This is a genomic window from Neobacillus sp. 19 (assembly GCF_049463095.1).
Classification (GTDB): domain Bacteria; phylum Bacillota; class Bacilli; order Bacillales; family Cytobacillaceae; genus Neobacillus.
In genome coordinates this window covers 127,792-140,934 of sequence record NZ_JBMPZU010000058.1, presented here as the reverse complement: position 1 = coordinate 140,934, position 13,143 = coordinate 127,792, and the positions used below count along the sequence as shown (strand labels likewise).

Sequence of the window (13,143 nt, the reverse complement as noted above, 5' to 3'; positions counted from 1 at the left end):
TGCCTTAATGAATGAACACTCCGTAGGCTTCTCTCTGAAAAAGCTTAGGCTCTAGTAGGAGAAAACGTGAGCAGGCGTTATCTGTTTAAGAGGAGGAGCATGCATGTAATGCTTTTCAACTAGGGTGGCACCGCGGGATTAAACTCTCGTCCCTTGTATGTAAATACAAGGGACGAGAGTTTTTTTATTTACGTAAAAATTACTTTACATAAATTTTTTACATGAGGAGGTTTTCCATAATGTCTATTAGTATTCCAAGAGGAACCCAGGACATTCTGCCCGGTGAAGTTGAAAAGTGGCAGTTAATTGAAGCAAAGGCACGTGAGCTTTGTGAAAAATACCAATATCAGGAGATTCGTACACCGATCTTTGAACATACCGACCTTTTTTCCAGAGGTGTGGGTGATTCCACGGATATTGTGCAAAAGGAAATGTACACATTTGAGGACCGCGGGAAGCGCAGTATCACGCTCCGGCCAGAAGGAACAGCAGCGGTCGTGCGCTCATACGTTGAGAAAAAAATGTTTGGGCTCGCCAACCAACCCGTCAAGCTATATTACATGGGGCCGATGTTCCGCTATGAACGCCCTCAGGCAGGCCGCTTTCGCCAGTTTGTTCAATTTGGCATTGAGGCGTTAGGCAGTAATGATCCGGCGATTGATGCAGAGGTGATCTCCCTCGCAATGAATTTATACAAAGAAATGGGTTTACAAAAACTGAAGCTCATCATCAACAGCCTTGGAGATAAGGAGAGCCGAACCGCTCACCGTGAGGCATTAGTGAATCACTTTAAACCGCGGATCGGAGAGTTTTGCCACGATTGTCAAAATCGTCTTGAGAAAAATCCGCTTAGAATACTCGATTGTAAACAGGATCGCGATCACGAATTAATGAAATCAGCACCATCCATCCTTGAGTTTTTGAATGAGTATTCAAAGGCTTATTTTGAAAAATTACAGCACTACTTAACGCAGCTCGATATCCCGTTTGAAGTGGATGCGAACTTGGTGCGGGGCTTGGATTATTATAATCACACAGCTTTTGAGATTATGAGTAATGCCGAAGGATTTGGTGCCATTACGACGCTATGCGGCGGTGGCCGTTATAACGGCTTAGCGGAAGAAATTGGCGGGCCGGAAACACCGGGAATTGGTTTTGCCTTAAGTATTGAGCGTTTTCTAGCTGCCTTGGATGCTGAAGGGATTGAACTTACGGTAAATCAAGGGATTGACTGCTACCTTGCAGCTCTTGGAGAGGAAGCGAAAGATTACACCGTAGGGCTTTTGCAAAAGCTGCGTCTAGCTGGTTTTTCAGCCGAAAGAGATTATTTAGATCGAAAAATTAAGGCACAATTTAAAGCCGCAGATCGTTTAAAAGCAAAGTATGTAGTTGTACTCGGTGACGACGAACTTAAAAACAACAAAATTAATGTGAAAAATATGGCAACTGGTGAACAAGTGGAATTAGACCTGGACACCTTCATTCATCAATTTCAGGAAATGCAATCTTAAGGGGGATTAACAATGTTTGGCAGATCGTATTTTTGTGGAGAAGTTCCAGAGTCTTCAGTAGGGGAAAAAGTAACATTAAAAGGATGGGTGCAAAAACGGCGCGACCTTGGCGGTTTAATTTTTATCGATCTGCGTGATCGTTCCGGGATTGTTCAGGTCGTATTTAATCCTGATTTATCAAAGGAAGCACTAGAAACGGCAGAAAAAATCCGTAATGAATATGTGTTGGATGTGGTTGGAACGGTGGTTGCACGTGAAGCCGGCACTGTTAATGATAATTTAAAAACTGGAAAAATCGAAGTTCAAGCGGAAAAGGTCATCATTATCAATGAAGCAAAAACACCGCCGTTTATGATTTCAGATAAAACAGATGCGTCAGAAGATATCCGCTTAAAATATCGCTATTTAGATTTCCGTCGCCCGGTGATTTTTGAAACATTAAAAATGCGTCATCAAGTGACAAAGCAAATTAGAGATTTTCTTGATGGCGAAGGCTTTTTGGATATTGAGACACCAATATTAACAAAAAGCACACCAGAAGGAGCACGGGATTATTTAGTTCCCAGCCGTGTCCACCCGGGTGAATTTTACGCGCTGCCCCAATCACCACAATTGTTTAAGCAATTGCTAATGGTAGGGGGCGTAGAACGGTATTACCAAATCGCCCGCTGCTTCCGTGATGAGGACCTGCGTGCAGACCGTCAGCCTGAATTTACGCAAATTGATATTGAAACAAGCTTCATGAGCCAGGAAGATATCATGGGCATGATGGAAAAAATGATGACCCAGCTGATGAAGGAAGTAAAAGGCGTTGAGGTACCGGAGGTCTTCCCGCGGATGACCTACGATGAAGCGATGAGCCGATTTGGTTCTGATAAACCGGATACACGTTTTGGATTAGAACTCGTTGACCTTTCTGAAATCGTGAAAGAGTCCGGCTTTAAAGTGTTTGCTTCTGCTGTTGCCGGCGGCGGACAGGTTAAAGCGATTAATGTAAAAGGCGCAGCAGAAAAGTATTCAAGGAAAGATATTGATGCATTGACTGAATTTGTAGCCGTCTATGGTGCAAAAGGTCTTGCCTGGTTGAAAGTGGACGGGGAAGGCTTAAAGGGTCCAATTGCAAAATTCTTCTCTGAAACTGATGCCCAGGCTTTGACGGCGACCCTTGAAGCTTCTGAAGGGGACCTGCTCTTGTTTGTTGCTGATAAGAAGAGCGTTGTCGCTGACGCCCTTGGTGCCTTAAGACAAAAGCTTGGAAAAGAATTAGGATTAATCGACCAAAGCTTGTTTAACTTTTTATGGGTCACCGACTGGCCGCTGTTAGAGTACGATGAGGAGGAAGGCCGTTATTATGCTGCCCACCATCCATTTACGATGCCATTTAGGGAAGACCTTGAATACCTGGATTCAGATCCTTCTAAGGTTCGTGCCCAAGCGTATGACCTTGTGTTGAACGGCTATGAGCTTGGCGGCGGATCGCTGCGTATCTTTGAACGCCCGATTCAAGAAAAAATGTTCAGTGTACTTGGGTTTACACCGGAAGCTGCTTTAGAACAATTCGGCTTCCTGATGAATGCCTTTGAATACGGTACACCGCCACATGGAGGAATTGCCCTTGGACTTGACCGTTTGGTGATGCTGCTTGCCGGTAGCACAAACTTACGTGATACCATTGCATTTCCAAAGACTGCCAGTGCAAGCTGCTTGTTAACAAACGCACCTGGAGAAGTTTCCGAGGCACAATTGAAGGAATTACATTTGTCACTAAATGTTAATAAATAACTGGAATTCGCTTTCATGATTTCTTGTAGGCAGAGTTAAAATATGTTATGATAAAAGCAATTAAAGAAGAGTCCTGAAATGTACGTTGTGTTACCTGAAGTTTTGACCGAACATTTTTTATTCGGGAGTCTGGAGTTTTCTGATTGCGTAAATGCCCCGCCTTTAACAGGGAAGGGGACTTACAATACCGGAAACAGGACACCCCCCTGCTCAAGTAGCGGGATCAAAACTAAGGATCGAGAAGCAACGGCATCATTGGGACTCTTTCCTTTTGTTTAAAATCAACCTCCTGGCTATGTCGGGAGGTTTTTATTTAGCCATTTTGGGCCGTGAGGATAGTCGAAAATTTAAAACGGCTTTTATCTTCTCCTTCCTTGGCGAATTTTCTTTGCGGTAATTCCTATAAAAATACTTGTATTTATGAGCGAGTATGATATATTTTTTAGGTGAAAAAATAATAGCAACAATAGGTTGAAATTGACTAAGAATTTGGAGTGAAAATATATGCTGCATCAATTTTCCCGAAATGAGCTTGCGATTGGTAAAGAAGGATTAGAAATCATGAAAAACAGTACGGTCGCTGTATTAGGGGTCGGCGGAGTCGGTTCGTTTGCCGCTGAAGCACTAGCTCGCTCCGGAGTAGGCCGCTTAATTTTAATTGATAAAGATGATGTGGATATTACCAACATCAACCGTCAGCTAATTGCCCTGCTTTCAACGATTGGCAGACCGAAAGTTGAAATCATGCAGGAGCGGATTATGGATATCAATCCTGATTGTGAAGTAATTGCACTAAAGATTTTTTACACAGAGGAAACCTATGAGGACATTTTTGACTGCAATATTGACTTTTTTGTGGATGCCTCTGATACCATTGTGTATAAAATTCATTTGATGAAAGAGTGTTTAAAGCGCGGGATTCCAATTATTTCAAGCATGGGAGCCGCCAATAAAATGGATCCAACCCGCTTCAAGATTGCGGATATTTCCAAAACGCACACGGATCCGATAGCAAAAGTCATTCGCACAAAGCTTCGCAAGGAACGGATCCATAAAGGGATTCCAGTTGTTTTTTCTGACGAAAGCCCAATTGTCATCCGTGAGGATATTAAAAAAGAGGTCGGTAACGAGAACTCACCGATCCGTAAAGGACAAATGCCGCCTGCATCCAATGCCTTCGTCCCATCTGCTGCCGGCTTGATTATGGCAAGCTATGTGGTCACGGAATTGCTAAAAGACATCAAGATTCATCGTGTATCAGATGATAAATAATTATTTAGCCCTGAACTATACTTGGTTTGGGGTTTTTTTGATGTTCCCATACACTCATAAACCGGCGGTCCATGAAACTGGGGCGCATTGACCGAAGTGCTGAAAAGAGTGGCCGAACGGTAAATGAAATGGGGTTACATTGACCGAAGAGCGGAAAAAAGAGGCCGAACGGTAAATGAAACGGAGTTACATTGACCGAATTGGGGAAAAAAGAGGCCGAACGGTAAATGTAAAGGAGTTACATTGACCGAAGTGCTTAAAAAAGAGATCGAACGGTAAATGAAACGGGGGCGCATTGACCGAAGTGCTGAAAAGAGTGGCTGAACGGTAAATGAAAAGGGGTTACATTGACCGAAGCGCGGAAAATAGAGGCCGAACGGTAAATGAAAAGGGGTTATATTGACCGATGATCGAAAAAAAGAGGCCAAACGGTAAATGAAAAGGGGTTACATTGACCGATGATCGAAAAAAAGAGGCCAAACGGTAAATGAAATCTGTTGTTACTTGCCCCCGAAGCAAAAAGCCCCCTACAGTATGAGAGAGCATAATAATTAAGATTTTCACTCAAAATATCTGTGTTGTCTTGAGCCAATTGATGTATAGTTTTGCATTAAGATCCTCCTAATAACCTTCGCTGATTTTATCACCCCACACCAATGATGAACACTGATTGTGGTAATTTTTCTATCCGGGAACAGCAGCACCAATTCCTTTACACTCCGCAAAACACCTGAATCAACACTTTCCTCAAACAAGCATTTTTCACACACGAGTTTTTTATCCCCAAAAGACTTCATAAATGAAAAGCAAATTGGACAGATTATTCCTTTTTTCAATTGTTCATACATATAAGACGGGACTCGTGTATAGCGAGATTCATTTAGGTGCATTGAAATTAATTGATCAGCAAGTCTTTTGTGGTGGATATTTAGTTTAGACGGTATTTGCTCTAATTTGTTCATGAGGCTTTTAAGCTGTGTTGGGTAAATGATAGGGGCATTAATAGGGGCTTGATATAAGGTGAAAACGGGGTTTACAAAAGTAACAAAACCTTCGACAGGGGCAGTAATCCCCATCTTTTTAAGTAAGGGGCAAAAAAGTGATTTACTGCGTTTTAATTGGTCCAATGGATTCTTTACTTCATCCTTAGTTAACAAAGAATAAAAATTGCCAGACTCATAATAATAATCACCCTCATGATTTTTAATTTCGAAAGGGTAAATGGTTTCTTGAGCGATGATTAAGGTATCAAATTGAAACTCAGAGTTATTGAATTCTAGTCGTAAATCATTAATTATAAAAAAATCATTTTGAAGCTTTTGGGTTAATTGGTCAAACTTTTTCTCACCTTCAAATCCTTTTTCAAGACTAAAATAATACTTTTTATCATTGGGTGCCAGTATCATACGTGTGTTTAACGATCTTAACCTTAGCAATTCTTTTGATTCCATTCGAGAATTTAAAAACATAGCACACTTCCTTTCATAGCTTGGTAACAATTTAATTGTATTAAATATTATCAACTGCATGTATGACTATTTTGTTAACATTCTCCTCAGTCTCTAGACCTAGCTAGTTTTCCACCCTCAGCCGTTTTATGAATACTAATTAACTAGGATATAATTAAATAGGAATTTACGTTAAACTATGTTGGGATACATAGAGAGGAGAGAGAGTTTGAATACCATCGTCGAATTAAAAAATGTAACGAAAGTGATTAAAGGAAGAACCATAATAGACGATATCAGCTTCCAGGTGAACAAAGGGGAGGTTTTTGGGTTCCTGGGCCCGAATGGAGCCGGAAAAACTACGACCATTCGAATGATTGTCGGGCTAATGGGAATTACTTCCGGGGATATCATGATTGGCGGCTCAAGCATTAATACCCAGTTTGAGGATGCGGTTGGCCATGTAGGAGCCATTGTTGAGAATCCCGAAATGTATAAATTCTTAACTGGATATCAAAATCTTGTCCATTATGCAAGAATGTCAAAAGGGATTACGAAAGAAAAGATTGCGGAAACGGTGGAGCTCGTTGGTTTAACGGCGCGCATCAATGATAAGGTGAAAACCTACTCCTTAGGGATGAGACAGCGATTGGGCTTAGCACAGTGTCTGTTGCATGACCCGGATGTCCTTATTCTTGATGAGCCGACAAATGGCCTCGACCCAGCGGGAATCAGGGAAATCCGTGATTATGTCCGCCTCCTTGCCCGTGAAAAAGATATGGCTGTCATCGTTTCCAGCCACTTATTATCCGAAATGGAAATGATGTGTGATCGGATCGGGATTATTCAAAATGGCAGGTTGATCGATGTGCAGCTCGTAGAGGAATTTGTACATGGCTCTGAAGTGACCTATGAAATGGAGGTTGTTCCATCTGAAAAGGCCTTAAAACTCATTGAGGTGAACTATCCTGATGTAAGAGCCAGCCACTCACGAAACGGAATAACCGTTATGCTCCAAAAAGAGGAAATACCGAATTTGGTTAAACAATTGGTTACTCATGATATTCAGATTTTTGGAATAAAAGAAACAGTGAAAACACTAGAAGATCGCTTCCTTGAGGTGACATCGGAGAAGGAGGCTGCAACACATGCTTAATTTAATCAAAAATGAATGGATGAAAATATTTAAACGCCCAGGCACCTTCGTAATGATTGGAATGCTCGTTGTTGCCATTGCCTTAGTGGGGATTGTGGTTAAGACGCAGCAAAAAGACTTTGTGCAGGATAAAAATTGGGAGCAAGTATTACAAGAGGAAAATAACGCCTTGAATCAGCAGATGGCGCAAAGCCGGATGAAGACGGAAAAGCAATTTTTTAAAAAAGAAATTGCCATCAATGATTATCGAATTAAGCATGATATTCCGCCGCGGGAAAAATATACGGTTTGGTCATTTGTCAAGGATACCTCACAGCTGATTATGTTAGCCGGTTTATTTATCATTATCGTTTCTGCCGGAATTGTCGCCAGTGAGTTTAACTGGGGGACCATCAAACTGTTATTAATCAGGCCGATCAACCGGACAAGAATCCTCCTATCAAAATATTTGACGGTGCTATTGTTTGCCTTGTTTATACTGGCGATTCTGTTTGCTTTCTCCACTGGACTTGGCGCGATTCTGTTTGGAATGCCGGACAAAGCCATTCCATATTTAAATTATTATAACGGTCAAGTGACAGAGCAAAACATTGTTGTGCACTTGTTAATCTATTACGGATTAAGCTCAATAGACACCATTATGCTGGTGACAATGGCTTTCATGATTTCTTCTGTTTTCCGAAACAGTAGTCTAGCCATTGGCTTATCACTGTTCTTATTGTTTACCGGTGGACAGTTTACCACTTTGTTATCGATGAAATTTGACTGGGCAAAATACATTTTGTTTGCCAATACTGATTTAATGCAATATTTCGAAGGCACGCCAATGGTAGAGGGGATGACGTTATCCTTCTCCGTCATCATGCTGCTCATCTACTTTGCCCTGTTCCAAACCCTGGCCTTCGTCGTCTTCAAAAAACGTGACGTAGCCGCATAACAGAAGTTTAACACTACAAAGATGTCAAAAAAGGTGTCAGGCACCATGTGAAATTTTCACATGGTGCCTGACACCTTTCCTACTATTTTTACTGTTTTGATCTTGTTAATTTTTCGTAGACTGTGGCGAGGGCTTGTTCGAATTTTCCGGTTTTTTTCGGCTGGTAGTATTGTTTGTTTTTAATTTTGTTTGGTAAATACTGCTGCTGTACCCAGCCATTTGGATAATCATGGGGATACATGTAGCCGATGCCTCTGCCTAGGTCTTTTGCTCCTTTGTAATGGGCATCCTTAAGGTGGTCAGGAACTTCGCCGACAATTCCCTTTTGAATATCATCCAGGGCAGCCTGAATGGCTATGACAGCGGAATTGGATTTAGGCGACAAACACAATTCAATAACGGCATTTGCGAGCGGAATGCGTGCTTCTGGAAAGCCAATTCTTTCTGCTGTTTCAATCGCGGCCAATGTTCGCGCTCCAGCTTGAGGATTGGCAAGCCCGATATCCTCATAGGCAATGACAATCAGACGGCGGCTTATACTAGGCAGATCACCTGCTTCAATCAACCTGCCTAAATAGTGAAGTGCGGCATTAACGTCACTGCCGCGGATTGATTTTTGAAAGGCTGACAGGACATCATAGTGGCCATCACCATCTTTATCGGCAACCAAGCTTTTCTTCTGCAAACATTCTTCAGCGGTTTCTACATCAATATGAATCAATCCATTCTCATTTTTATCCGTTGAAAGGACCGCTAATTCTAATGCATTTAAAGAGCTTCTTACGTCTCCATTGGAGCCTTGGGCAAAATGCTGTAATGCTTCATCGGTTATCTCTATTTGCATCCCGCCAAAGCCTCGTTCCTTATCTTCAATAGCACGGGCTAATGCCTGTTTAACTTCTTCCGGTATTAACGGCTTAAGCTCGAAAATTTGGCAGCGGCTGCGGATCGCTGGATTGATAGCGTGGTAAGGGTTACTTGTCGTAGCTCCGATTAGCACAATCATACCGCTTTCCAAATAGGGAAGTAAAAAATCCTGTTTCCCTTTATCTAAACGATGGACTTCATCAAGAAGCAGAATCACTTTTCCCGACATTTTCGCCTCGGCTGCGACAATTTCCATATCCTTTTTATTATTTGTAACAGCATTCAGTGTTCGAAAGGCATATTTCGTACTTCCGGCAATGGCACTGGCAATCGAGGTTTTGCCAATTCCCGGCGGACCATATAAAATCATAGATGTCAGTTGTTTTGCTTTTACCATTCTGGCTATAATTTTTCCATTACCAACTAGATGCTGCTGGCCGACTACTTCATCAATCGTTCTAGGACGCATTCGAAATGCTAATGGTTTCTGTTGCATATTCATCTCTCCAAAAAACAATATTCCATACGTATAACAATACCATTTTCCCATGGTAAAAGCATATTGAAGGAGAATATGATATAATTTCAATGCCTATCAATTTACTGCGAATTATATTTGATATAGATTACGAATAGAGGTGCGAGTTATGAAAATTTCTACAAAAGGACGATACGGTCTAACTATCATGATTGAGCTTGCTAAAAAGCATGGCGAGGGTCCTACTTCATTAAAAACGATTGCTCAGGCAAATGATCTTTCCGAACATTATTTAGAGCAGTTAATTGCCCCGCTTAGAAACGCAGGGCTTGTAAAAAGCATCAGGGGTGCTTACGGCGGTTATATCCTTACAAATGAACCTTCCAAAATCACTGCGGGTGATGTAATTCGCGTGTTAGAAGGTCCAATTACCCCTGTTGAAGGAATTGAAGATGAAGAACCTGCCAAGCGTGAGCTATGGATCCGCATTCGCGATGCGATTAAAGATGTATTAGATAATACAACATTGGATGATCTTGCCAGTCATAGCGAGGATAGCGAACCAGAAGGTTATATGTTTTATATTTAATGTAAAAAATAACGAGAGAATGATTGGATTGAAGGTGTAATGATGGAACGAATTTATCTCGACCATGCTGCAACCACACCCATGCACCCAAAGGTGATTGAAAAAATGCTCGAAGTCATGAATGCTACATTCGGCAATCCTTCCAGCATTCATTCATTTGGCAGGGAAGCCCGCCATTACATTGATTTAGCGCGTGCAGCTTTGGCTCATAGTATTGGAGCAAAAGAAAATGAGATTATTTTCACAGGCGGTGGAACGGAAGCAGATAATATGGCGTTGTTTGGAGTGGCCGAAAGCAGCAAAGATAAAGGTAAGCATATTATTACGACACAAGTAGAGCACCATGCGGTCCTTCATGCCTGCAAAAAATTAGAAAAAATGGGATTTGAGGTTACCTATCTGCCAGTCGATAAAACAGGGCGGATATCCGTCTTAGATCTCCAGCAAGCTTTAAGGGATGATACCATCCTCGTTTCGGTCATGTATGGAAATAATGAAGTTGGAACCATTCAGCCGATTGCTGAAATTGGCCAGCTATTGAAGAATCATCAAGCTATTTTCCATACAGATGCGGTGCAGGCTTATGGCGTTGAGGACATTAATGTCAATGAGTCACAAATTGATTTATTGTCTGTTTCTGCTCATAAAATTAATGGTCCAAAAGGAATGGGTTTCCTGTTTGCGAGATCATCTGTAAAAATTTCTCCCCGTCTATTTGGCGGTGACCAAGAAAGAAAACGGCGTGCAGGAACAGAAAATGTTGCCTCAATCGCCGGATTTCATCAAGCTGTCCTGATTGCTCATGAAAATCGGCCGGCCAAAAGAGAAACGTTCAACGGATTAAAAGAAACCCTGCTGACAAAGCTTCGTGAACTAAATGTTGATTTCGACATAAACGGATCGCTTGAACATTCACTGCCCCATGTATTAAACTTAAGCTTCCCGGGGACAAGTGTGGAAGCCATGCTCGTAAATCTGGATCTGGCAGGGATTGCCGTTTCCAGTGGTTCCGCGTGCACGGCCGGTTCTATTGACCCTTCCCACGTCCTGGTGGCGATGTTTGGGAAACAATCAGAGCGCTTAATCAATTCCATTCGTTTCAGCTTTGGTTTTACGACAACGACCGCTGAAGTCATGAAAACAGCTGAAGAATTGGCCAAAGTTGTTTCGCGTCTGAAAAAATAAAGGTACAATCGTAACTGCGGTAAAGAGAGAGGTGAACGAAATGGAAAGAAAAGACCCAAAAGATATACGGGTTGTTGTCGGGATGTCAGGAGGCGTTGATTCCTCTGTTGCAGCACTTTTATTGAAGAAGCAAGGCTATGACGTTATCGGCATTTTCATGAAAAACTGGGATGACACCGACGAAAATGGTGTTTGTACGGCAACAGAAGATTACGAGGATGTTATTCGCGTCTGCAATCAAATTGGCATTCCTTATTATGCGGTGAATTTTGAAAAACAATATTGGGATAAGGTCTTTACTTATTTCCTTGAAGAATATAAAGCGGGCAGAACGCCTAACCCTGACGTGATGTGCAACAAAGAAATCAAATTTAAAGCATTCCTGGAGCATGCCATGAATTTAGGGGCGGATTATCTTGCCACTGGTCATTATGCGCGCGTCGAGTACCGGGACGGAGAATATAAAATGCTCCGTGGACTTGACGAAAATAAGGACCAAACGTATTTCCTGAATCAATTGTCGCAGGAGCAGATCAGTAAAGTGATGTTCCCCATCGGCAATCTAGAAAAATCAAAGGTACGGGAAATTGCGAAGGAGGCAAATCTAGCGACTGCTTCCAAAAAGGACAGCACCGGAATTTGCTTCATTGGAGAGCGGAATTTCAAAGAATTTCTAGGGCAATATCTCCCTGCACAGCCGGGGAATATGGAAACCTTTGACGGGATCGTCAAAGGCAAGCATGAAGGGCTCATGTATCATACGATTGGCCAGCGCCACGGTTTAGGCATTGGCGGATCAGGTGAGCCATGGTTTGCCATCGGCAAGGATTTAAAAAAGAATGTCCTTTATGTGGGACAAGGTTTTCATCATGAAAAGCTATATTCTGATGCGATTACCGCTGTAAATGTCAGCTGGGTATCCAATCGTGAAAAGCCTGCTGAGTTTGACTGTACCGCCAAATTCCGTTATCGTCAGGAAGACCATAAAGTCACGGTTCGTCTTTTAGAGGATGGTCAGGTACAAGTGCTATTCCATGAACCGATTCGGGCAATCACTCCAGGGCAAGCCGCTGTTTTTTACGATGGCGATGAATGTCTTGGAGGCGGGACCATTGACGATGTGTTTAAAAACGGTGAACGATTAACGTATGTTGGCTAATATTTAACCCTGATTCCTAATTTGGAGTCGGGGTTTTTTGCCCAATATGTTATACTTTTTCTTAGGATTGGAGTGAACAAAATGGATAAAAACCAATTAGGTGTTGGGTACATGCAAGACGGTAACTGGGAAGAGGCAGCGAAGGCTTTTAATGAGGCTATTAAAGAAAATCCAACTGACCCCGTTGCTTATATTAACTTTGGTAATGTTCTTTCTGCCGTAGGTGATGATGAAAAGGCATTAAATTTCTACCAAAAAGCGATTGAAATCGATGAAAACGCGGCAGCGGCTTATTATAGTATCGGTAACCTATTATTCAGTCAAGACCTATTTACTGAAGCGAAAAATATGTTTGAAACGGCGATGAAAAAAGGGCTTGAGTCAAGCGATAATTACTTTATGCTTGGGTTAACACTTGTACAATTAGAACAAGGTAAATTTGCTCTCCCCTATCTGCAAAGAAGTGTTGAGCTAAATGAACAGGATGCGGAAGCACGGTTTCAATATGGCTTATGCTTGGCGCAGCTTGAACTGATTGATGAGGCAATTTTCCAACTCCAAAAGTGTGTTGAGTTAGATCCAAATCATTCAGATGCATTTTACAATTTAGGTGTATCTTATGCCTTTAAAGAAAATGCCACAGAAGCGCTGGTAATGTTTAATCATGCACTCGCCATTCAACCGGACCATCTGCTTGCTGGTCATGCAAAAAAACTAATCGAAAATAACCTTTAATTTTTCAATTCTACCCGAAAGGAG

At 41.9% G+C, this 13,143-nt stretch carries 11 protein-coding genes, 1 other RNA gene and 1 other annotated feature (1 of these 13 only partly in view); of the genes, 10 read left to right on the top strand and 2 right to left on the bottom strand.

All coding sequences use genetic code 11. From position 1 onward, the window contains the following. Positions 1-157: a binding site (T-box leader), on the top strand (it extends 82 nt beyond the left edge of the window). 82 nt (positions 158-239) lie between these two features. The 4 genes from hisS to ACO1D1_RS18430 all read left to right on the top strand — a co-directional run bounded on the left by hisS (position 240) and on the right by ACO1D1_RS18430 (position 4,565). Beyond that, on the top strand, positions 240-1,511 hold the full coding sequence (gene hisS, locus ACO1D1_RS18445) for a histidine--tRNA ligase (RefSeq protein ID WP_149871102.1): 1,272 nt from the start codon (positions 240-242) through the stop codon (positions 1,509-1,511). Between the two features lie 12 nt (positions 1,512-1,523). After that, positions 1,524-3,293: an aspartate--tRNA ligase gene (gene aspS / locus ACO1D1_RS18440; RefSeq protein WP_423336653.1), complete on the top strand. Its 1,770-nt coding sequence runs from the start codon at positions 1,524-1,526 to the stop codon at positions 3,291-3,293. Between the two features lie 67 nt (positions 3,294-3,360). Beyond that, positions 3,361-3,559: non-coding RNA, 6S RNA (ssrS, locus tag ACO1D1_RS18435), on the top strand. 238 nt (positions 3,560-3,797) lie between these two features. Next, positions 3,798-4,565, top strand: a complete 768-nt coding sequence (locus ACO1D1_RS18430; protein ID WP_149871100.1) for a tRNA threonylcarbamoyladenosine dehydratase — start codon at positions 3,798-3,800, stop codon at positions 4,563-4,565. Between the two features lie 560 nt (positions 4,566-5,125). On the opposite strand, the gene ACO1D1_RS18425 is transcribed toward ACO1D1_RS18430, so the two are convergent. Further along, positions 5,126-6,016 (bottom strand): NERD domain-containing protein, encoded by an 891-nt coding sequence (locus tag ACO1D1_RS18425; RefSeq protein WP_423336652.1) that lies wholly within the window; start codon positions 6,014-6,016, stop codon positions 5,126-5,128. Positions 6,017-6,242: 226 nt separating this feature from the next. Here ACO1D1_RS18425 and ACO1D1_RS18420 point away from each other — a divergent pair, with 226 nt between their 5' ends. Both ACO1D1_RS18420 and ACO1D1_RS18415 read left to right on the top strand, forming a co-directional pair. Continuing rightward, positions 6,243-7,169: an ABC transporter ATP-binding protein gene (locus ACO1D1_RS18420; RefSeq protein ID WP_423336651.1), complete on the top strand. Its 927-nt coding sequence runs from the start codon at positions 6,243-6,245 to the stop codon at positions 7,167-7,169. Further along, positions 7,162-8,106 (top strand): ABC transporter permease, encoded by a 945-nt coding sequence (locus ACO1D1_RS18415; RefSeq protein WP_423336650.1) that lies wholly within the window; start codon positions 7,162-7,164, stop codon positions 8,104-8,106. Before ACO1D1_RS18420 ends, ACO1D1_RS18415 begins: the two co-directional genes overlap by 8 nt. 88 nt (positions 8,107-8,194) lie before the next feature. Here the strand turns inward: ACO1D1_RS18415 and ACO1D1_RS18410 are convergent, their stop codons facing one another. Next, a complete protein-coding gene (locus tag ACO1D1_RS18410) occupies positions 8,195-9,469 on the bottom strand; it encodes a replication-associated recombination protein A (protein ID WP_423336649.1) in 1,275 nt (424 codons plus the stop codon). A gap of 151 nt (positions 9,470-9,620) precedes the next feature. On the opposite strand from ACO1D1_RS18410, the gene cymR reads away from it, so the two are divergent. The 4 genes from cymR (at position 9,621) to ACO1D1_RS18390 (ending at position 13,119) form a co-directional block, all read left to right on the top strand. Next, positions 9,621-10,040: a cysteine metabolism transcriptional regulator CymR gene (gene cymR / locus ACO1D1_RS18405; protein ID WP_149871095.1), complete on the top strand. Its 420-nt coding sequence runs from the start codon at positions 9,621-9,623 to the stop codon at positions 10,038-10,040. A 42-nt stretch (positions 10,041-10,082) separates the two neighbouring features. Next, entirely contained in the window at positions 10,083-11,225 is a 1,143-nt protein-coding gene (locus tag ACO1D1_RS18400) for a cysteine desulfurase family protein (protein WP_423336815.1), read from the top strand. A 40-nt stretch (positions 11,226-11,265) separates the two neighbouring features. Beyond that, positions 11,266-12,384: a tRNA 2-thiouridine(34) synthase MnmA gene (mnmA, locus tag ACO1D1_RS18395; RefSeq protein ID WP_149871093.1), complete on the top strand. Its 1,119-nt coding sequence runs from the start codon at positions 11,266-11,268 to the stop codon at positions 12,382-12,384. An 81-nt stretch (positions 12,385-12,465) separates the two neighbouring features. Then, the gene (locus ACO1D1_RS18390) at positions 12,466-13,119 is read left to right on the top strand and encodes a tetratricopeptide repeat protein (protein ID WP_149871092.1); all 654 of its coding nucleotides are present in this window, start codon (positions 12,466-12,468) and stop codon (positions 13,117-13,119) included. Positions 13,120-13,143 lie beyond the last annotated feature (24 nt).